16 protein-coding genes and 1 pseudogene are annotated in these 21,184 nt (G+C 62.7%); 7 read left to right on the top strand and 10 right to left on the bottom strand.

Annotation, left to right across the window (positions count from 1 at the left end):
* Positions 1 to 60 precede the first annotated feature (60 nt).
* Entirely contained in the window at positions 61 to 351 is a 291-nt protein-coding gene (locus AC1RTB_RS10315) for an HlyU family transcriptional regulator (protein ID WP_109575233.1), read from the top strand.
* 46 nt (positions 352 to 397) lie between these two features.
* Here the strand turns inward: AC1RTB_RS10315 and AC1RTB_RS10310 are convergent, their stop codons facing one another.
* The 3 genes from AC1RTB_RS10310 to AC1RTB_RS10300 form a co-directional block, all read right to left on the bottom strand.
* Positions 398 to 2,020 (bottom strand): ABC-F family ATP-binding cassette domain-containing protein, encoded by a 1,623-nt coding sequence (locus tag AC1RTB_RS10310; protein WP_492877370.1) that lies wholly within the window; start codon positions 2,018 to 2,020, stop codon positions 398 to 400.
* 172 nt (positions 2,021 to 2,192) lie between these two features.
* The gene (locus AC1RTB_RS10305; RefSeq protein ID WP_492877372.1) at positions 2,193 to 4,679 is read right to left on the bottom strand and encodes a PIG-L family deacetylase; all 2,487 of its coding nucleotides are present in this window, start codon (positions 4,677 to 4,679) and stop codon (positions 2,193 to 2,195) included.
* Positions 4,680 to 5,006: 327 nt separating this feature from the next.
* Positions 5,007 to 5,612 (bottom strand): TetR/AcrR family transcriptional regulator, encoded by a 606-nt coding sequence (locus AC1RTB_RS10300; protein ID WP_492877373.1) that lies wholly within the window; start codon positions 5,610 to 5,612, stop codon positions 5,007 to 5,009.
* A 69-nt stretch (positions 5,613 to 5,681) separates the two neighbouring features.
* On the opposite strand from AC1RTB_RS10300, the gene AC1RTB_RS10295 reads away from it, so the two are divergent.
* A complete protein-coding gene (locus AC1RTB_RS10295; protein ID WP_492877375.1) occupies positions 5,682 to 6,107 on the top strand; it encodes a VOC family protein in 426 nt (141 codons plus the stop codon).
* A 75-nt stretch (positions 6,108 to 6,182) separates the two neighbouring features.
* On the opposite strand, the gene AC1RTB_RS10290 is transcribed toward AC1RTB_RS10295, so the two are convergent.
* Together AC1RTB_RS10290 and AC1RTB_RS10285 are read right to left on the bottom strand one after the other, a co-directional pair.
* A complete protein-coding gene (locus AC1RTB_RS10290) occupies positions 6,183 to 6,710 on the bottom strand; it encodes a hypothetical protein (protein WP_492877377.1) in 528 nt (175 codons plus the stop codon).
* A gap of 75 nt (positions 6,711 to 6,785) precedes the next feature.
* Positions 6,786 to 6,974, bottom strand: coding sequence for a hypothetical protein (locus tag AC1RTB_RS10285; protein ID WP_492877379.1), 189 nt, complete (start codon positions 6,972 to 6,974; stop codon positions 6,786 to 6,788).
* 122 nt (positions 6,975 to 7,096) lie between these two features.
* Between AC1RTB_RS10285 and AC1RTB_RS10280 the strand changes: the two genes are divergently transcribed.
* Together AC1RTB_RS10280 and AC1RTB_RS10275 are read left to right on the top strand one after the other, a co-directional pair.
* The gene (locus tag AC1RTB_RS10280; protein ID WP_492877381.1) at positions 7,097 to 9,259 is read left to right on the top strand and encodes a right-handed parallel beta-helix repeat-containing protein; all 2,163 of its coding nucleotides are present in this window, start codon (positions 7,097 to 7,099) and stop codon (positions 9,257 to 9,259) included.
* 92 nt (positions 9,260 to 9,351) lie between these two features.
* Positions 9,352 to 10,011 carry a methyltransferase family protein gene (locus AC1RTB_RS10275; protein ID WP_492877383.1) on the top strand — a complete coding sequence of 220 codons (660 nt, stop codon included), beginning with the start codon at positions 9,352 to 9,354 and terminating at the stop codon, positions 10,009 to 10,011.
* 7 nt (positions 10,012 to 10,018) lie between these two features.
* Here the strand turns inward: AC1RTB_RS10275 and AC1RTB_RS10270 are convergent, their stop codons facing one another.
* The 3 genes from AC1RTB_RS10270 to dnaG form a co-directional block, all read right to left on the bottom strand.
* The gene (locus AC1RTB_RS10270) at positions 10,019 to 10,276 is read right to left on the bottom strand and encodes a putative hemolysin (protein WP_492877385.1); all 258 of its coding nucleotides are present in this window, start codon (positions 10,274 to 10,276) and stop codon (positions 10,019 to 10,021) included.
* A gap of 56 nt (positions 10,277 to 10,332) precedes the next feature.
* Positions 10,333 to 12,360, bottom strand: a complete 2,028-nt coding sequence (rpoD, locus tag AC1RTB_RS10265) for an RNA polymerase sigma factor RpoD (RefSeq protein WP_492877387.1) — start codon at positions 12,358 to 12,360, stop codon at positions 10,333 to 10,335.
* Between the two features lie 325 nt (positions 12,361 to 12,685).
* Complete coding sequence (gene dnaG, locus AC1RTB_RS10260) at positions 12,686 to 14,629, bottom strand: DNA primase (protein ID WP_492877389.1); 1,944 nt, start codon at positions 14,627 to 14,629, stop codon at positions 12,686 to 12,688.
* A 347-nt stretch (positions 14,630 to 14,976) separates the two neighbouring features.
* On the opposite strand from dnaG, the gene AC1RTB_RS10255 reads away from it, so the two are divergent.
* Together AC1RTB_RS10255 and AC1RTB_RS10250 are read left to right on the top strand one after the other, a co-directional pair.
* Complete coding sequence (locus AC1RTB_RS10255; protein ID WP_492877391.1) at positions 14,977 to 16,641, top strand: Na/Pi cotransporter family protein; 1,665 nt, start codon at positions 14,977 to 14,979, stop codon at positions 16,639 to 16,641.
* Between the two features lie 285 nt (positions 16,642 to 16,926).
* Positions 16,927 to 18,028, top strand: a pseudogene (locus AC1RTB_RS10250) (amidohydrolase).
* Positions 18,029 to 18,095: 67 nt separating this feature from the next.
* On the opposite strand, the gene AC1RTB_RS10245 reads toward AC1RTB_RS10250, so the two are convergent.
* Positions 18,096 to 18,545: a GatB/YqeY domain-containing protein gene (locus AC1RTB_RS10245; RefSeq protein WP_492877393.1), complete on the bottom strand. Its 450-nt coding sequence runs from the start codon at positions 18,543 to 18,545 to the stop codon at positions 18,096 to 18,098.
* Between the two features lie 289 nt (positions 18,546 to 18,834).
* Between AC1RTB_RS10245 and carA the strand changes: the two genes are divergently transcribed.
* Complete coding sequence (gene carA, locus AC1RTB_RS10240) at positions 18,835 to 20,037, top strand: glutamine-hydrolyzing carbamoyl-phosphate synthase small subunit (protein WP_492877395.1); 1,203 nt, start codon at positions 18,835 to 18,837, stop codon at positions 20,035 to 20,037.
* A 127-nt stretch (positions 20,038 to 20,164) separates the two neighbouring features.
* Here carA and AC1RTB_RS10235 read toward each other — a convergent pair whose 3' ends face one another.
* Positions 20,165 to 20,767, bottom strand: a complete 603-nt coding sequence (locus AC1RTB_RS10235; protein ID WP_492877397.1) for a YdeI/OmpD-associated family protein — start codon at positions 20,765 to 20,767, stop codon at positions 20,165 to 20,167.
* Positions 20,768 to 21,184 lie beyond the last annotated feature (417 nt).

Genomic DNA, 21,184 nt, shown 5'->3' with positions numbered 1-21,184 from the left:
AACGCCTCGACTGCAACAAGGCAAGCGTCTAAGCTTCGGAAAAACAACGGGAAGAACCAGATGTCGTTTCTGAAGAGGCTTTTTGGCGGTGGCGGCGGTGCGGCGGAGACGTCGGCGCCCACGGTCGCCAAGGAGATCGAATACAAGGGCTTTGCCATCAAGGCGATGCCCTACAAGGAAGGCGGCCAGTTCCAGACCTGCGGCGTCGTTTCCAAGGACGTCGGCGGCACGGTCAAGGAACACAAGTTCATCCGCGCCGACCGCTTCGCAGCGCTCGACGACGCCGTCGAAGTGTCGCTGACCAAGGGCCGCCAACTGGTCGACGAACAAGGCGAGCGCATGTTCGGCTGAGGCTGATCTGGCAAGCTACGCGGAGCTTACAGCTCCGCGTCTTGCATCAGCTCCTGAGACCGGGGGCTTCCTGGCCGGTACGCTCGACATATTCCGTATAGCCGCCGCCATAGGTGTGAATGCCGTCGGGCGTCAGTTCCAGCACGCGGTTCGACAGCGCCGCCAGGAAGTGGCGGTCGTGCGAAACAAACAGCATGGTGCCCTCATACTGCGACAGCGCGGTGATGAGCATTTCCTTGGTGGTGATGTCCAAATGGTTGGTCGGCTCGTCAAGAACCAGAAGGTTCGGCGGATCAAACAGCATGATCGCCATGACAAGCCGTGCCTTTTCGCCACCCGACAGCACGCGGCATTTCTTCTCGACGTCGTCGCCGGAAAAACCGAAGCAGCCGGCAAGCGCGCGCAGTGGTGCCTGACCCGCCTGCGGGAACGTGTCTTCGAGCTGCTGGAACACGGTGCGGTCGCCATCGAGCAGGTCCATGGCGTGCTGGGCGAAGTAGCCCATCTTGACGCTGGGCCCCCGCGCGACAGTGCCGTCGTCGGGCTTGGAAGCGCCGGCCACCAGCTTCAGCAGCGTCGACTTGCCGGCGCCATTGATGCCCATGATGCACCAGCGCTCCTTGCGGCGGACCTGGAAATCGAGCCCCTCATAGATGGTCTTGCTGCCAAAGCTTTTGTGCACGTTCTTGAGCGTGACGACGTCCTCGCCCGAACGCGGCGCCGGCTGGAATTCGAATGACACTATCTGGCGGCGCTTGGGCGGCTCGACCTTGTCGATCTTGTCGAGCTTCTTGACCCGGCTCTGCACCTGGGCGGCATGCGAGGCGCGCGCCTTGAAGCGTTCGATGAAGGCGATTTCCTTGGACAGCATCGCCTGCTGGCGCTCGAACTGGGCCTGCTGCTGCTTGTCGGCCAGCACGCGCTGCTGCTGGTAGAACTCGTAATTGCCGGAATAGGCGGTCAGCGAACCACCGTCGATCTCGACGACCTTGTTGACGATGCGGTTCATGAACTCGCGGTCGTGCGAGGTCATCAAAAGCGCGCCGTCATAGCCCTTGAGGAAGGCTTCGAGCCAGATCAGGCTTTCGAGATCAAGGTGGTTGCTCGGCTCGTCGAGCAAAAGCGCGTCGGGGCGCATGAGCAGGATCTTGGCGAGCGCCACGCGCATTTTCCAGCCACCGGACAATGCGCCGACATCGCCGTCCATCATCTCCTGCGAGAAGCCAAGACCATCGAGCACTTCGCGCGCCCGGCCGTCGAGCGAATAGCCGTCGAGCTCCTCGAAGCGCCCTTGCACTTCGCCGTAACGCTCGATGACCTGGTCCATCTCGTCGGCGCGATCTGGGTCGACCATCGCGGCTTCCAGCTCGCGCATCTCGGCGATCATCTCGCTGATCGGGCCAGCGCCATCCATGACTTCCGCCACCGGGCTGCGGCCGGCCATATCGCCGACATCCTGGCTGAAATAACCGATGGTGACGCCGCGATCGACCGAGACCTGGCCCTCGTCGGGCTGCTCCTGGCCGGTGATCATGCGAAACAGCGTCGTCTTGCCTGCGCCGTTGGGGCCGACGAGGCCGACCTTCTCGCCCTTCTGGAGGGCTGCGGAGGCCTCGATAAACACGATCTGCTTACCGTTCTGCTTGCCGATATTTTCGAGACGAATCATGTTTTGTAGGACCCAGAGGATTTGTCGGGTCACTACGTCATCGGTTGCGCCCGTAAAAGAGTTCGCTCCTAAAGCATCCGGTGCCTTGGCGCGCAAGGGCTAGCGATGTCACAGGCGCCCAAACTTGGTGGTGGGAAGGCCCCGGCAGAGCGCCGGGGCCCTTGATCATCGTTTATGCCGGCTGCACCAGATTGGCGAGCAGGCGGAAGGCGCCCGGCACCAGCTTGTCGAGCTGATGGTGCAGGACAAGGCTGGTATGGGTGTGGCGGCCCTTGCCGATCTCGGCCGACAGCAGCGAACCGTTGAGCTTGTCTTCACCCTTGTCGCTCATGGCCAGAAGCGGCTTGTAGGCCTTGTCCCATTCGGATGCGAAATAGAGCCCGCGTTCCTTGTCCCAGTTCGCCCAGTCTTCCGGCCCGATCTTGTTGGGGCGGTTGAGCAGCTTGTGTTCGGGTTCGAGGATTTCGACCTCCGAATTGGCATCGGTGACGCGATAGCGGATCGAGGGCGAGCCGATCTTGAGGAACAGCGGCGGCACCTTCTCGGCATCCCAGCCATCGCTCGGGCGATGGTAGAGCGTCACCAGATGGCCGCCATCCTTGATCCATTTGTGCAGTTCGGGCACGGCCTGGGCCAGATCCTTGCGCTTGCCGAAAGCGAAGATGCCGACAACGATGGTCTTGAGATCGCGGTAGGTGCCCTGCTCGACGTCGGCGGGGCTAAGCTCTACGACATCGATGCCGAGCCGCTTCATCCACAGCCCGACCTTGTCGTTGCCGCCGCTGATGTAGCCGACTTTCAGCCCGGTCAGCGCAGCGCCCACTGTCTGCACCGGAACCGACACTTTCGTCGGCACGACGGAGCGGCCGATATGCGGATAGGTGAAGGTGTTGATGGCGTAGGCGTCGGTGCCGAGCAGCTTGGGCTCGATGGCAAAGCGCGTTTCGCCCGGCTTTGCCGGCGGCTGCAGGTCGAAGGTAGCAGATGCTTCCGATGCCCCACCGGTCGGGTTCAGCGCCCAGCCCTCAGGCAGATCGATCTTGAGATCGCCGACCTTGGCATTGGTGACCGTCGCCGTCATGGCGACGGGGGTGAGATCGGCAGCGGTGTTGAACACCACCGCATCGGGCTTGAGTTCTAGGGATGCCGCGGGCACGACCCTGAGCGCGTCTTCCAGGTCGACATCCAGCACCGCCGACCGGCCGCCGATCTTGACGGTCAGCCGCACGAAGGCATCGCCATTGCCGCCGAGCGGGTCGAACTGCTCGGTCAGCGGATTGGTGAGCTCGGCGTCGCTCGCGACCGACAGCTGGTCGTTGCTGGCGGTCAGTCCCTTGCGGGCGATGATCTCGGCCTTCTCCACCACCACGCTTTCAGGTGCCTCGACCAGCGTCTTGATGGTGATGGTGTCGCCCGGCTTGAGGTCCGCACCCTCAGTAAAGGCCCTGACATGCATGCCCGAAGCGGCCGCCAGAACCAGATCGACCTCGCGCGCCTTGCGTTCGAGGCGATGGGCGACCTGGGCGCGCAGTTCCTCGGGCAATTGCTTGCGGGCTTCATCAATGGCCTTGCCGATTTCGACAGCCTTGTTCACCACCACCACGGGGTCGCCATAGTCGGCGATGGCCTCGTCGATCAGGCCTTGCGCATTGCGCAGCGCGTCCGCCGCTGAGCCAGGCATGCCGTCGAGCTTGGCGACATCGCCGACAGTGGCGATCAGGCCATCGCGAATATCGTTTTCGCTTCTAGCCGGCTCGCCTTGCGCGACGCGCGCTAGGTGCAGCTGCCATTCAGTTTGGGGTTCAGGGCGCCATTTGCCCATGCCCTGGGTCAGATGGCAGGAGCGCGACCACTCGCCCATCTGCGGGAAGGTCGCGCCCGAAATCTTGTCGCGTTCTGGCGCCGTCACGGTCAGCGTGGTCGGCGGCGGCGGTGTTTCATCGTCATAGACGCCACCTCCACCGCCATAGGCGGGCGAATAGATCTTGGGCACGTTCCACGGATCGAGGCCGGCAGCCAACTGCTCGGGATATTCCTTGGCATTGCCTGAGAGATCGGCGGTGACGAAGGTCGCAACGACGGCAGCACGGTGCTGGCCGTGCTGGCCGGCTACGTCGAGGAAGCAGTTCATGACAATGTCTGGTTTGTACTGGCGGAACGCCCAGGTCATGCGCTCGACCACACGGTCGCGGCCCCAGCGGTCGATGGTGGCGTTCGGATCCTTGGAGAAGCCGAAATCATGCACCGAATCGGAATGGCCGCGCCCGCCGAAAGCCAGCGAGGCGTCGAGCGAACGTGATGCCTCCTGCATTTCGCGGGTTCGCAGCACGCCAAGAACCGAACCGCGTTCGGCGCCGATATTGTTTTGGCCACCCTCGCCGCGGGTGATGCAGTACAGCACCGGCCGGATGCCATAGACATGGCGGAGTGCCGCAAGCAGGCCGCTCGGCTCGTCGTCGGGATGCGCGCCGGTGGTCATGAAGGTGAGCGTCGAGGTCAGGCGCTCCAGGCGGCGATGAAGGGTTACGATTGCCGGCTCAAGCTTCTGCCTGGCGATAAGCTCGAGGTCGGAAGCGGGCGCGGCGTGCGCTGCGGTGCGCATGGCCAGCAAGGCGGGCGGCAGCGATGCGATGAACAATCGCCGGGTCATCGTCGTCATGAAGATCTCCTCTCGTGATCAGGCGGCGCCCAAAGATGGCCACTCCCCTCCCATGGGCGCCTCCGCCAGCCTCCAGGGGCCGGCCAAGCAGACTATGACCAGCCAAATAAAATAACTCAAGTAAGTTTATGTATTTGAGCAAATGCTGTTTGAAGAGGAGGACCCAGCGCGAAGAAGATGAAATCTGCGCCCATTTGCCTCGCCGAACCGTGGTTTCGCACTGGTCCGGCTTGCTTGGCTCTCATGCCAATAGCCGCATAGGCTTCCCGCCTTGGCCCGCCATCGGCAAGAAACTGGATCAAACAGGTTTGTGCGAAGAGACGTCGCTTACGCCTGCGGCGACGCCTTCATCAGCCCGTCGATGACAGCGGCGATCACCGCGAGCTGGTCGTCGAACGAAGCGCCCGCGTCGATCGCCAATGCCGCGCGGTCGAATGTGGCGGCAAGCAATCCGGTGAGCGCGTCGAGCGGCAGCTTGCGCATCGCCCCGGCACGCATGGTCGCGGCCAGTCCCTCGCGCAGCGTGCGGTTGCCGTGGCGGTCGTCGATGGCATCCATGCCGGGACGGCCGAGAACCGCCGGGCCGTCAAGCAGCAATAGCCGCGTGCGTCCCGGCACCTGCATCGCCCGGAGATAGGCTTCGGTGCCGGCCAGAAGCGCCTCGCGGGCGCCAAGGGCCGTGGGCGCCGCGCGTTCGACCTCTTCGGCGACGGCGCTTGCCTCTTGTTCGGCAACTGCGGCGAACAGCGCCTGCTTGTCGCTGAAGTGGTGATAGAGCGCGCCGCGCGTGACGCCGGCCGCAGCCACGATCTCGGGTGTGCCCGTCTCGGCATAGGATTTTTCGGTGAACAGCTTTCGCGCCGCAGCGATGAGATCGCCGCGCGTCGCCTCGGTGCGGTCGCGGTTGGAGCGGCGCGGACTCTTCTCTTGCATACATGCAGCCTGTATGTTATTTCACATTTACATGCAGACTGTATGTTGATTGAGGAGCAAAGGAAAGCCATGAAAACGACCAGCTACTATCCCGTTCTGATGACCGGCGACGTTGCCGGCACCGCCGCTTTCTACGTCAAGCATTTCCGCTTCGCGTCGGAGTTTGACGCCGGCTGGTATGTCCACCTGCGGTCGACGGAAGACAGGCGCGTCGATCTCGCCATCGTCCAGGGCGACCACGAGACGATCCCCGAGGATGGGCGCGGGCGGGTCGCCGGCCTGCTGATCAATTTCGAGGTCAAGGATGTCGATGCCGTGCATGAGCGGCTTGTCGCGGAGGGGTTGCCGATCCTGCGCTCGCTGCGCGACGAAGACTTCGGGCAGCGCCACTTCATCACCAGGGATCCCAACGGCGTGCTGATCGACGTCATCACGCCAATCCCGCCGAGCCCCGAGTTCCTGGCGCTGTATGTGCCGGATACGGTTGACGCCTGACGCAAACGAAAACGGAGGTGCTGCGAGGCGCCTCCGTCATTGTCTCCATTCTGGCTTCACGCCTTGCCAGCAGGCTTAGTCCTGGACATAGCAGCGCTTGCGCGCGCCGGGCACAGGGTCGCCGAACGTGTCGTTGTTGCAATCGACGCCATCGCGGAACACGCCTTCTTCATATTGCCCGATCGTCCCGTAGCGAACGCGCTTGCGGCCGTAGAAGTCGCAGAACTGGTTCTCGTTCGCGCACACAACCCACCTGTTGCGGCGAGGTTCGCCATATTCGCCACCATTGTCGCGGCCGCGCCGGCCGCGCTCGACGATGTAGCATTCCTTGCGCAGGCCCGGTGCCGGGTCGCCGAACGTGCGGTTCGAGCAGCGGACCGCCGGTTCGTCGATAAAGCGCGAGGTGGTCCTGCCTTGCGCGCCATAGACGACCTCGGCCGGAAACGGCAGCCGACATGTGCCGCCTTCCGATGCGCAGCGGACCAGGCGCTGTTGTTGAGCGGAGGCAGGACTGGGCGTGAACGTCGACACGGTCGCAGCAAGACCTGCGACGCAAATGGATGCGAAAGCCGTCCGCATCGTAAGGGTGTGGGCGATTGACACTGGATATATGTCCTTGGTTCGTTGTGCTGATCGACGTTAAAAGCCGCGTCTTGAACGCATGATGAACGAGGCTTTTTAGCGATTGGTCGTTTCCTTGCTGCCTTTTTTTGCCTTGGGAAGGGCAGCGCCGCAATCAATCTTGGCCCAATCGATTGCCAAATTTCCGCACCGCAACACCGAGATGCCGCCGGCTTCCCTATCCGCCGCGACATGCCCCAGCGTCCAAAAGGGCTTGCGCAGCAGGAACGCGACCGTCTGATCCATTAGAGACATCTCATTGAAATGGTGGATGAAATTCCGTCCACAGTCGCAGGTCGTCAATAACTAGACTCTTTTAATCATGTATTGTACCTCGCGGTCGTTCAAACGGAATCGCAAGTACCATCATGAAATTCCCAAGCCTGTTCGCAGCGGCGCTGGTCTCCGGCACCGCCCTCTCCTCCCATGCGCTCGCGCAAGCCCAGCAGCCCATCCTCGAATTCGACGGCAACCTCGCCTACGGCCAAGGTACCGGTGGAATCGGCATCTTCATGCCCTTCCTGCTCGACAGCGGCGACGGTGTGTTCTTCGATGCCAGCACAAGCTTTGTCGAAGGCTCGGCGCGGCAGGCCTCGTTCGGCTTGGGCTACCGCCATCGCTACGGCAATGACTGGCTGTTCGGCGCCTACGGCTATCTCGACATCTTCAACAGCGACTATGGCAACACCTTCCACCAGCTGTCCTTTGGTGCCGAGGCCATCGGCAACAGCTTCGAGGCCCGCGCCAACGTCTACCTGCCACTGACCGACGCCAGGCAGATCGAAAGCCTGAGCCAGGCCTTCATTTCCGGCAACGAGCTCAAGTTCCGCGCTGGTCAAGAACAGGCGCGCGGCGGCGCGAACATCGAAGCAGGCGTCCGCGTTCCGATCTTCCCCGAAGACATGAAAGCCCAGATGAAGGTTTTCGGCGGCAGCTACTGGTATGAGGGCGACGGCATCGACGACACATCAGGCGTCAAGGCGCGCACCGAGCTGACCTTTGCCGGCCTGCCTGGCGTTTCCGGCTCGACGCTGGCGCTCGGCGCCTCGGTTTCATACGACAATGAAGACCGCACGGAGTTTGGCTTCACCGCCCGCCTGCGTGTGCCCCTTGGCGGCAACAGCAACGGCAAGGCAGCCTTCGACCCGATGTTCCAGCGCGTCGAACGGGCCGACTTCGTCCGCACCCATGCTGGCGCGACAGGTGATGTCGAAGCGGCCGAATTCGTCTCCGATGGCAAGGTCGTCGGCAAGGTCGTCGCCATCTCGGCTGCCACCGGCGACGCCGCTGCCATCAATGGTGCGCTCGGTGCTGCCGGCAACAACGCCTTGGTGCTTGCCAGCGGCGACATCGCCCTCACCCAGTCGCTGCTGCTCGGCGCTGGCCAGCACATGCTCGGCGGCGGCGGCTCCATCGCTGTGCGCGGCGCAAACAGCCGGCTTGCGGCCGCCTTCCGCAACGACAGCCAGGCAACGACACTCAGGGGCCTCAATCCGCTGGCCAATGTCGTGACCATGGGCACCGGCAGCGAGATCTCGAACCTCGCCATTTCAGGCGGGCTCGCTGGCATTGCGAGTAGCGGCACTTCGGACCTGAACATCCGCAATGTCGAGATCAGCAACACTGGCGGCGACGGCATCCGGCTCGACAACGTGACGGGCGCAACCATCGCGGGCGCTTCCATCCACGACCTCTACATCTGCGACAACAACACCAATTGCGAATTCGCGGTGGGCCGGCCGAACCGCGCGCCTTTTGCAGCCATCAGTGCGCTCGGCACCAGCGGGCTGACAGTGCGTGATACCGTCATCGACAGCGTCACCTACGGCATCTTCGCCGGCAGCCGCATCGATCAGAGCGATTGGCCCGAGGTCATCACCAACGCTGCAACCGACATCACCATCGACAATGTCACCATCTCGAAGTCCCGCCGCGAGGGCATCTTGCTGGTCGCCGCCAACGACGTGACCATGAACAAGGTCACCATCGACAATTCCACGCAGGGCTTGGACATGGATCTCGTGGTGCTTCAGGGCAGCTCCGATGTCTCAATCACCGATATGACACTCAAAGGTGGGGTCAACGGGCTGATGCTTGTCACCTCCAGCACCTTGCCTGAGGAGGCCGTTACCACAAATGTGCGCGTCGACGGACTGACTGTCGATGGCACCCGAAATGCCGGCATCTTCCTCAACCCGGTGTCAGGCATCAGCTTCAAGGATGTCACCATCACCAATGCCGGCACCTATGGCGCCTTCATCTACGGCAGCCAGTGGTCCTTCCTGGGCGGCCCGGTGAAAGACATCGACTTCGGCAACATGCGCGTCGAAAATGCATCCAAGGCCGGGCTCTATTTCTCCGGCCCGGCAGAAGACATCCGCGGCGACGTCACCGTTGTCGGCACGCCGCTCAACTGCCTTGCCGACCAGGGCGCCTGGTCAGGCACGTCGCTGGCCCAGAACGCCGGCTCGGTGCTCACGCTCAATGGCAGCGAACTCGTCGCCAGCCAGCTGAATACCACCTGCAAGTAGGCCAGACCGGCCCTCGCGACACCCGTTGCGAGGGCCAATCGCCGTTGCCAGCGCTCTCTGCTATAAGTGCGGCGCGTGCAACGGAGGCTGCCATGATCCCTGCGCCCAAAATCGTCCTGTTTGCCGTCGCAGGCACGCTGGTCAGTCTGAGCCTGGCGATTCTCGGCGGCGGTGGTCCCGGCACGTTCTTTGCCAACCCGGCGCGTACCACAGCCGCCGTCCTCACCATCGTGCTCTTGGCTTTCGCCCTTTTCAGCAACGCAAATCTCAGTTCCGGCGAGCGGGAAGACCGCTCCAACCGGTGGGTGCTCGCGGCCTTTGCCGTGGTCGGCCTGCTCAATGCTTTCCTGCCCGCCTACACCGACCGCCTCGGCTTCTGGACCATCGGCGGCGACACCATCCGCTGGATCGGCATCATCCTGTTTGCCGCCGGCGGCGTCCTGCGACTGTGGCCGGTCTTTGTGCTTGGCAATCGTTTCAGCGGGTTGGTCGCCATCCAGCCGGGCCACAGGCTGGTCACGTCAGGCATCTATTCCGTCATCCGCAATCCAAGCTACCTCGGCCTGCTGGTCAATTCACTCGGCTGGGCACTCGTCTTCCGCTCTGGCGTGGGCCTGGTGCTCACCGCACTGACAGTCCTGCCCCTGCTCGCGCGCATCGCGTCCGAAGAACGCCTGTTGCGCGCACATTTCGGCGCCGAATACGACGCCTACATCAGCCGCACCTGGCGGTTGGTGCCCGGGTTGTTTTGAGCAGAGCTCACTCTTTTGGCGCAACGCACTGCTTGTCGCGGAACAGCGCCCATTCCTCGCAGATGCGCCCGTCAGGCAGGTGGCAATAGCCGATCGCATTGCCTGCCGTATCTTTGGTGATCTCGGAGCGTCCGCCGATATTGCCACAATGAACAGAAGCCGGGTTGGCCATGCCGATGGGCTTTTGCACCGGAGCAGCAGCGGCACCCATCATCACAAATGAAAGTGCGGCAAGGCCCGTCGCTGTTTTCACAAGCTGTCGCATCACACCCTCCAAAACAAAGAAGCCCAGGTTTTGCCCGGGCTTCTTTTAATCCATCCTCAGCTGTCGAGGAAGCTTCTGAGCTTGCGCGACCGGCTCGGATGCTTGAGCTTGCGCAGCGCCTTGGCCTCGATCTGGCGAATACGTTCGCGGGTGACCGAAAACTGCTGGCCGACCTCTTCGAGCGTATGGTCGGTGTTCATGCCGATGCCGAAGCGCATGCGCAGCACGCGTTCCTCGCGCGGGGTGAGCGAAGCCAGCACGCGCGTGGTCGTCTCGCGCAGATTGGCCTGGATCGCCGCGTCGATCGGCAGGATCGCCATCTTGTCTTCGATGAAGTCGCCGAGGTGCGAATCCTCCTCGTCGCCAACTGGCGTTTCGAGCGAAATCGGCTCCTTGGCGATCTTCAGCACCTTGCGCACTTTTTCGAGCGGCATGGCGAGCTTTTCGGCCAGTTCTTCCGGCGTCGGCTCGCGGCCGATCTCGTGCAGCATCTGGCGCGAGGTCCGAACGATCTTGTTGATCGTCTCGATCATGTGCACCGGAATGCGGATGGTGCGGGCCTGGTCGGCGATCGAACGCGTGATCGCCTGCCTGATCCACCAAGTCGCATAGGTCGAGAACTTGTAACCGCGACGGTACTCGAACTTGTCGACCGCCTTCATCAGGCCGATGTTGCCTTCCTGGATCAGATCGAGGAACTGCAGGCCGCGGTTGGTGTACTTCTTGGCGATCGAGATGACGAGACGGAGGTTGGCTTCCACCATCTCCTTCTTGGCCATCGCAGCTTCGCGCTCGCCCTTCTGCACCTGATTGACGATCTTGCGGAATTCCAGGATCGAGATCGCCGTTTCGGTGGCGAGGTTCTGGATTTCGGCGCGCAGGTCGCGGACGGCGTCCTTCTCGTTCTTGGTGAACTCCTTCCAGCCGCGGCTGGACAGGTTCGAGATCGAGCGGATCCAGTTCGGGTCAAGTTCCGAACCCTGATACTCGCGCAGGAATTCCTCGCGGCGCACGCCGTAGCTTTCGGCCAGGCGCAGCAGCTTGCCTTCGTTTTGCACCAGGCGCTTGTTGATGTCGTAGAGCTGCTCGACAAGTGCTTCGATGCGGGCGTTGTTGAGCGACAGCGACTTCACCGCCTTGACGAGCTGGTCCTTCAGCTCCTTGAGGCGACGGTCCTGGCTCGGCGACAGCGTGCCGGCAGCAGCGAGACGGTTCTCGACCTGCTGGTCCTGCAGCTTGCGCAGCTTCTTGTAGGTGTCGGCGATGACGTCGAGGGTCTCCATGACCTGCGGACGCAGTTCCGCTTCCATGGCAGCCAGCGACAGGCTCGCCTCGTCATCTTCCTCGTCATCGTCTTCGCCGCGGGTGTCGGCGCCGACATTGGTGATGTCGTCTTCTTCTTCACGGCCGCCGCGACGCGACTTGTCGTCCGTCTTGGCCTTGGCGTCTTCGTCGACGCGCTCGACCACCGGCGCCTGCTTGGCTTCGGGGCCGGCATAGGTCGCTTCAAGATCGATGATCTCACGCAGCAGGATTTTTGCTTCGTTGAGTTCGTCGCGCCAGATGATGATGGCCTGGAAGGTCAGCGGGCTTTCGCACAGACCCGCGATCATCGTCTCGCGGCCGGCCTCGATGCGCTTGGCGATGGCGATTTCGCCTTCGCGCGACAAAAGCTCCACCGAACCCATTTCGCGCAGATACATGCGCACGGGATCGTCGGTGCGGTCGGTCGGCTCTTTTTTGGTCGTGGTCGCAGCAACCGCAGTGCCGGTCTGTTCAGCCAGCTCGTTGGCGTCTTCCTCGGCGTCGGTCTCGCTCTTTTCGCCTTCGGCTTCCTCGCCGGTCTCGTCGTCCTCAACCACGTTGATGCCCATATCAGAAAGCATCGACATGGTGTCTTCGATCTGTTCGGAGGTCACTTCCTCCGAAGGCAGCACCGAATTCAGCTCGTCCATAGTGACATAGCCGCGCTTCTTCGCGACTTTGATCATCTTCTTGACAGCGTCATCGGAAAGGTCGAGCAAAGGTCCGTCTGGGGCGCCTTCGCGTTCAGTCTCGACCTCTTCCTTTTCTTTTGTCGCCATTCTTCGCTTTCTCCAGGCGGCCCGTCAGCCGCTTAAACTCTTAGACAGTGCAAATCAGATGCGCTCATCGAACCTGCGCCTGAACTGCCAGTAGCTGCACCTGTGTTAAGTCCAGATTAACCGTGATATCTGTGGCGGAATATCTTCCTGTCCAGTGACAAGCGCCCCAATCCGCATTTTCAGGCCATCGACACGACTGGCGGCCCGGCCGCCGGTTAACTTTTTCGAATCGACCTGATTCCGTCATTCCGTCGGAAGGTCAAGCGCCTCTCGCATGATTCGCACCAAAAAAGCGAATCAAATGCGGGATAATCGGTCCGCAGCGTCAGTTACGACCGCTACGACCCGAAGACACCCCGAAGCCTTCGATAAGCGCTTCGGTGGCCTGCACGTCATGAAACTGCGCCTGAATTTCCACCAGATGTCGGTAGTTTTCGTCGGTAGGATCGGTAGCCAGCGCGGCCTCGGCCTGTTTCAGCTCCTTATGTAAGGTGCGGGCGCTGCGGTGCAAGTGCAACGCCTGCGCGAAGGCGTCGCGGGCATCCTCGATCGCCGCATCCTCGAACGCCGTCCACTGCCGGGCGCGCCGCGCCAGCGCCACGGCACGCTCCCACATCTCGGCACAGGAGGCACGTTCGATCGCCGCCACCACCGCTTCGCGTGTGTTGGCCTCGCCATGCGCCATCGCGTCGATCAGCACCGAATGCAGCTGCTTGAGTTCGCCATGGCTGAGATCGAGGCGTTCGACGTGCTCGAAATTCTCGTCGATCAGCGAGGGGTGGTTGACCAGCGCCACCACTAGGGCCGCCTCGCGCAGCGGCATGATGCCGCCTGTCCGCTTGACCATAGCCGAGCGCGCCAGGCTTTCCGACACGGCAAACCGCCCGGCCTTGGCGCCTGCGCCGCCCTTGTTCCACTGGCCGCGCTCACCGCCCTTGTTGAACGAACCCTTGCCGCGATCGCCCTGGCCCTGCTGGCGCCCGCGCTGGTTGCCGAAGAAGTTCAGCACGCGTTCGCGCATTTCCTGCTGGTAATGATAGCGGACGCTCTCGTCCTTGATCCTGCCGGTCAGCTCGCGCAGCGTCTTTTCAAGCTCGGCGCGGCGCTCGGGCGTTTCGAACAACCCGCCCGAGGTCTCGCGCATCCAGATCAGCTCGGACAATGGCCGCGCGGCAGCAAGCACGGTGCGAAACGCCTCCGGCCCCTCTGCCTTGACCAGATCGTCGGGGTCCTTGCCTTCGGGCAGCAGCGCAAAGCGCGCGGTGTGCCCCGGCGCCACCAGCGGCAGCACCATGTCGGCGGCGCGGTAGGCCGCCTTGAGGCCGGCCTTGTCGCCGTCGAAACACAAAACCGGCTCGCTCGACATGCGCCACAGCAGTTCGAGCTGGTTTTCGGTCAGGGCCGTGCCGAGCGGCGCCACGACATTGTCGAAGCCGGCCTGGGCGAGCGCGATCACGTCCATGTAGCCTTCGACCGCGATCACCGCTCCGCCCTTTTGCAGCGCCTTGCGGGCACGGGCGAAATTGTAGAGCACGTTGCCCTTGTGGAAGAGCTCGGTCTCCGGCGAGTTGAGATATTTGGCCGAAACCTCCGCCGACATGGCGCGTCCGCCAAAAGCGATGATGCGGCCACGTGAGTCAGGGATCGGAAACATGATGCGGTCGCGGAAACGGTCGTAGGAAACCGGCACGTCCTCGAAGACTGTCAGCCCGCAGGCCTCCATCTGCGCCTTTTCGATGCCCTTGGACGCCAAAAACTCCTTGAGCGCGTTGCGGCTGTCGGGGGCGAAGCCGAGCCGGAACTGCTGCTGCGTTGCCGGCGCAAGCCCACGGTCGCGCAGATAGGCACGTCCCCTCGCCCCGTCGGCGGATTGCAGCCGGTCTTCGAAAAACTTGGTCGCCAGTTCCATGACGTCATGCAGCGAAGCGCGCTCGCGCTCACGGCGTTCTTCCTGCGCATCGCGCGCCGGCATCGGCACCCCGGCCATCTCGGCGATGCGCTCGACCGCTTCCGGAAAGCTCAGGCCGTCAAGCTCGGTCAGGAAACGGAAATGATCGCCCGAAACGCCGCAGCCGAAGCAATGATAGCGGCCCTTGCGATCTTCGCAGTGGAACGACGGCGATTTTTCGCCGTGGAACGGGCAGCACGCCCAAAAGTCGCCGCGCGGCGCGTTGGTCTTCTTGCGGTCCCAGGTCACGCGCAGACCGACAACGGCCGAAATCGGCACGCGGTCGCGTATCTCGCTCAAAAATCCGTCGGAAAAGCGCATTGGGCCCTGCTTGTTTCAAACTGATATAGGCGCTCGCCTGCCCCGACACGACTCCTATTCGCCGTCATGCCCGCTGTTCACAGCCCTGCCCTGCTCAAACATCCCGATTGCGCCGCCCTTGAGTCGTAACGGAACCGGAAGCTCGCTCGAGCGTATCTCAATATACGATCGATCCTACACCTTGCGAGCGATGCACACGTGTGCAATATGGACGAAAAATATTATCCGGCTAATCTAATCGGCATGATCATGACAGTGATTCGCATACGCGCCCAGACCGTCGCGGTCGCCACCTCAAACGCCCTTCGGTGCATCCCCCATGGGTGCGGCCCCCATCGGTGCGGCCAATGAGCGGTTCGGTCGTCCTGCTGCATCTTGCTGGTGCGGTCGCCCTGCTCCTGTTCGCCACCCGCATGGTGCGCACCGGCGTCGAGCGCGCCTATGGCGACGTGTTGCGCCACAAGCTGCGCAACACCATGCGCAACCCGATCCTGGCCGTGCTCGCCGGCACTGCATTGGCGATCGCCTTCCAGAGCTCCACTGCGGTCACTTTGCTCGTCGGCTCCTTTGCCGGGGCCGGCATCGTCAGCGGCATTGCCGGCCAGCTCGCCGTGCGCGGCGCGGAGATCGGCTCGGCGCTGGTCATCAAGATCCTGACCTTCGACCTGACGCTCCTGGTACCGCTCTGCCTCGTCGCCGGCACCACCATGTTTTTGGCCACCGACCGGCGCAGCTGGCAGCAGACCGGCCGCATCCTTGTTGGCATCGGCCTTCTGGTGCTGTCGCTGGAAATGGTCGGCCAGGCGTCCGAGCCGCTGCGCGAAAGCAAGCTTTTGCCTGTCATCGTCGACTATTTCGCCGGCGACCCCGTCACCGCCTACCTGCTGGCCGCCGTCGTCACCTGGCTGTTTCATTCCTCGATCGCCGCCGTGCTTTTGATCGTCGCCCTTGCCGGGCGCGGCTTCGTTCCACCCGAACTCGGCATCGTTCTGGTGCTCGGCGTCAATCTCGGCAGCTCAATCATCGCGCCGTTGCTTACCCGCAACGCCGAGCCAGCCGTGCGCGTCGTGCCCATCGGCAACCTTCTGATGCGCGGCGCGGGCTCGCTTGTCATGCTGGTTGCCTTCTTGTGGATCAAGCCGTCGACGGCCTTCCTCGGTTCGACCGTGCCGGACCAGATCATCAACGCCCACATCTTGTTCAACTGCCTGATCCTGGTCGCCGGCATTCCGCTCGCCAAACTCGTCTACAGCGCGTCGGAAAAGATCGTCGCCCTTGGCACCAAGGCAGATCCGGCCAAGGACATAGCGGTCGCCGAACTCAGCGCCCTCAACGAAGCCGCCCTCGACACACCGTCGCAGGCGCTGGCCAATGCGACGCGCGAGGTGGTGCGTGTCTGCGAGACTGTTGAGATCATGCTCCAGCGCATCATCGAGTTGTATGAGAAGGCCGACGACGACAAGATCAAGGCACTCGCCTCGCTCGACGACCGGGTCGACCGCAAGCATGCGGCGATCAAGCTCTACCTCGCCAAGGCCACCATCCGGCCGATGACCGAGGATGAGGCGCTGCGTTGCCAGGAACTGCTCGGCGCCTGCGTCAAGCTCGAGCAGGTCGGCGACATCATCGTGCGCAACATGCTTGCCCATGTGCAAAAGAAGCTCGACCGTGGCCTGGAGTTCACACCTGAAGGCTGGCGCGAGCTTTCGAGCTTCCACGCGGTCGTCATGGCCAATGCGCGGCTCGCTTTCAACGTGCTTGTGTCGCGCGATGCCCAAACGGCCCGCCAGCTCGTGCTCGAAAAGGACCGGCTGCGCGACGTCGAGAAGGAAACCAGCCAGCGCCATTTCCTGCGCCTGCGCGACGGCACCATCAAGAGCGTCGAGACCTCCTCGATCCACCTCGACACCATCCGCGACCTCAAGCAGATCAACTCGCTGCTCGCCTCGATGGCCTACCCGGTGCTCGAAGAGCAAGGCCTGCTCAGCGGCTCGCGCCTCAAAGCGAGCTGAGCAGACCCTGCCTTCTCCCCTTGTGGGAGAAGGTGCCCCGAAGGGGCGGATGAGGGGTGTTGGAAGGATTACGGCATTTCCGACCCCTCTCTGACAGCGCCCGTTCTCCATCCTCCCACTCCGTCCATCACCCCTCATCCGTCTCGGCGCTACGCGCCGATCCACCTTCTCCCACAAGGGGAGAAGGCAACACCCGCCACGCCTCTCACCCTGGCCCCAACGACAGGCCTTGCCTGCCAGCGATGACTTGGGTGAGGTTACCCCTCCAATTCAGGGGATCACGACATGGCAGCGCTCGACCAGGAAGCCCTCATAGCCGAGATGACCGCCTGGCGGCGCGATCTGCATGCCCATCCCGAATTCGGCTTCGAGGAAAAGCGCACCAGCGCGTTTGTGGCGGCCAAGCTCAGGGCATTCGGCCTCGATGAGGTCGTCGAAGCTGTCGGTGAAACCGGCGTTGTCGCCACGCTGCGTCGTGGTTCGGGCAATCGCGCAATCGCTTTGCGCGCCGACATGGACGCCTTGCGCATCACCGAGCAGGCGAGCCACGGCTATGCCTCGCAGACACCTGGCATCATGCATGCCTGCGGCCATGACGGCCACACGGCGATGCTTCTGGGTGCAGCCAAGATACTCGCCGGCGAAGGCGGCTTCGACGGCACCGTGCGTTTCATCTTCCAGCCGGCCGAAGAGTGGGGCAAGGGCGCGCTCGCCATGCTCGACGACGGGCTGATGACGCGTTTTCCCTTCGACGAGATTTTCGGCCTGCACAACATGCCCGGCCTGCCTGTCGGCCATTTCGAAACCCGGCCCGGGCCAATCATGTCGGCCGAGGACAATTTCGAGATCGTGCTGCGCGCTGGTCACCAATCTGCAGACCATCGTGTCTCGTCGGCTGAATCCGGCCGACATCTCGGTCGTCTCGGTCACCGAGCTTGTGACCGACGGCACCCGCAACGCCCTGCCCGGTTTTGCCCGCATCCTTGGCGACGCGCGAAGCTTCCGCCCCGAAGTCAGCACTGAGATCGAAAAGCAGATGCGCATCATCGCCGAAGGTACGGCGCAGACCTACAACTGCACGGCCGAGGTGACCTACACCAGGGAGTTCGTGCCGCTGATCAACCACGCCGACGCCACCCGGGCAGCGCTCGAAGCGGCGGCGTCCGTCTTCGCCCCCGGCGCTGTCGACGGCAAGGGCGAGATCGTCACCGCATCGGAAGACTTCGCCCGCTTCCTCGACCACGTCCCCGGCTGCTTTGCCTATATCGGCAATGGCGAAGCCTCGGCCCCGCTCCACAACCCGGCATTCGACTTCAACGACGCCGCCCTGATCCACGGCGCGCGCTTCCACGCGGCCATCGCGCGCCAGCGCCTGCCGCAAGCCTGACAATAAAACGCCCCGCACTGAAGCCAGCCGGGGCGTCTTTTTGTTCACGCGGCCTGAGCCGGAAAACCTACTGCAGCAGCTCCTTGACGATGCCGCTTGCCTTGCCAAAATCCATCTGGCCGGGATAACGCTCCTTGAGCGCATTCATGATACGGCCCATGTCGCGCAGGCCTTCAGCACCAACCTCAGATATCACCTTCTGGGCGGCGTCGCGCACCGCTGCGTCTTCCATCTGCTTGGGCAGGAAGCCGGTGATGATGGTGATCTCTTCGCGCTCCTGGGCTGCAAGCTCCAGCCTCGCGCCATCTTCGAAGGCCTTGGCCGACTCCTGCCGCTGCTTGACCATCTTGGTCAGGATCTGGAGGATTTCCTCATCCGTGACAGGGTCCTTGCCAACACCGCGATGGGCGATGTCGCGGTCCTGGATAGCGGCCTGGATCAGCCGTAGCGTCGATGTGCGGCGTTTGTCGCCGGCTTTCAATGCAGTCTTCAGCGCCTCGGCGAGTGTCTCGCGCATGGCCATTACTCCTGAACGTGTCGCAAACAGTAACGCCGACCTGCCACAGTGGCAAACCGAATGACAATAGCCAACTTCCTGTTTTTATTAGGAAAAATAATTAACCGTGAATGCCGGTGCGGTCATTGACCACCCGCAGGCCTTCGCTTATTGTCCGCGCCTTGCAAGGACTAGTTTGTTTTGTGCACGGGGCTCGCCTGACGGCGGTCGTCCGTGCTTTTCGCTGCGCGATATGGCCCCTTGCGAGCCATTTTTCAAGTCGCCGCGCCCGTTACGCAGGAGCATCGCCATGGCCTCAGAGACCGCCCCCTGGGCAACCGAAGTGCCGACCGCCGTTCTGGTTCTGGCCGACGGCACGGTGATCACGGGCCGAGGCCTTGGCGCCACCGGCTCTGCGGTGGCCGAAATCTGCTTCAACACCGCGCTCACCGGCTACCAGGAAGTCCTCACCGACCCGTCTTATGCCAGCCAGATCGTCACCTTCACCTTTCCGCATATCGGTAATATCGGCACCAACGATGAAGACATCGAGGACCTGAACCCGGCGACCCGCTTCGGCGCTGTCGGCGCCGTTCTGAAGGCCGACGTCACCAACCCGTCGAGCTATCGTGCCGCCGGCCATCTCGACCAGTGGCTCAAGCGGCGCGGCATCGTTGCCATGTCGGGCGTCGACACCCGCGCGCTGACGGCACTTATCCGCGAAAAGGGCATGCCCAATGGCGTCATCGCGCATGCGCCCGACGGCAAGTTCGACCTCGACGATTTGAAGGCCCGCGCCCGCGCCTGGTCGGGTCTCGTTGGCCTCGACCTCGCCAAGGAGGTCACCTCTGGCCAGTCGTCCAGCTGGAGCGAGACGCCCTGGGTCTGGAACGAAGGTTATGGCGTGCGCAACGAAGCCACCATGCATGTCGTGGCCATCGACTATGGCGTCAAGCGCAACATCCTGCGCCTGCTCGCCGGCCTCGGCGCCAAGGTCACTGTCGTTCCGGCCAAGACCTCGGCCGAAGACATCCTGGCGATGAAGCCGGACGGCATCTTCTTGTCCAACGGCCCCGGCGACCCGGCAGCAACAGGCGAATATTCGGTGCCTGTCATCAAGGACCTGCTCAAGACCGAGCTGCCGATGTTCGGCATCTGCCTCGGCCACCAGATGCTGGCCCTTGCCCTCGGCGGCAGGACCGAAAAGATGCATCAGGGCCATCACGGCGCCAACCATCCGGTCAAGGACCACACCACCGGCAAGGTCGAGATCGTGTCGATGAACCATGGCTTTGCTGTCGACGCCGAGTCGCTGCCCGAAGGCGTCGAAGAGACCCATGTCTCGCTGTTCGACGGCTCCAACTGCGGCATCGCCCTCACCGGCCGCCCGGTGTTTTCGGTTCAGCATCACCCTGAAGCCTCGCCCGGCCCGCAGGATTCGCACTACCTCTTCCGCCGCTTCGTCAACCTCATCCGCGCCCGCCAGGGCGAACCGGCGCTCGCCGAGCGCTGAGCGGAGAAGGCCTCCAAGGCTTTCGTGAAATAAGGCTCCGCTGTTGTGGAGCCTTATTTTAAGCGGCCACAACTCCCGATGCTGCCTCGACCTCTACGGCCAGCCTGTCCCCACTCAGCAACGCAACTCATTTCTTGCTGCCCTGCGGGTAGATCGTTTCGCCGCGCTTGAGCATGGCAACGAAGGTCTCGATCTTCTTCTTGCGCCCGGCTTCGGTCTTCATGTTGTGGGTGCGGAAAGCCAGCGCGAAACGGTTCTGCTCGCTGAGTTTGGCAAGCATCGCCTTCGCCTCAGGCTCGGCGTCGATCGCCGCCTGCAACTCGGCGGGGATCTTCATGTCCTTGCCGCTCTTGTAGGCGCGCTGCCAGCGTCCGTCGGCCTTGGCAGCCTCGACATGTTTAAGCCCGTGCTCGGTCATCCGGCCTTCGGCGACAAGCCGCGCGACGTTGTCGACATTGATCTGGCTCCAGGTGCCTTTCTTGCCGCGCGGCGAGTAGCGCTGCAAAAAGCTCTTGTCGTCGAGCCCCTTGCGCACCCCGTCGATCCAACCCCAGCACAGAACAACGTCGATGGCCTCCTTCGGCGTGATCGACTTGAGCCCGGTTCCCACCTTGTGGATCTTGATCCAGATCTCGTCCTGGCTGTCATGGTGCTGGCCGAGCCAGTCGTAGAAGCGCGCGGCATCGGCGAACTCGCGGACTTTGTCGGGGTCGACATATACGTGCGCCATCAGCTCGCCTGCTCCACAACAAACCCATCAGACAAGATGTCTCTCCTCTTTTCGATATCAACTGCCACAAAGCCCGAGTTCGCAAACACGACCTCACCAGAAAATTATATCCGCGCGCCGCCTGAGGCCAGTCTGTCTTGCGGCTCGCGCCAAGTGCAGCATGCAGGTAGCGGCGTCTGCACAGTAGCAACGCCCATCGTGTGGACGACTGATCGCGACAATCCAGACCAAGACAAGATTGTCCAAACCACTCCTCGCAGACGTGTGGCTTCGACATCATGCCTTCGTCTTTCCGGTTGGCACACTTCCTGCTCCGCCACTTTGGCAATGTTAGAGAAACGTTGGTTATCCATGGCATATGTGATAGATATCAATACGCGCAAACAGGTCGAACAACGTAAAGAAGGCCGTCGCCGC

Source organism: Aminobacter sp. GW821-FHT11F06, from assembly GCF_058808215.1.
Note: the sequence above shows the minus strand (reverse complement) of the source record. Positions and strands in the feature narration are given on the sequence as shown.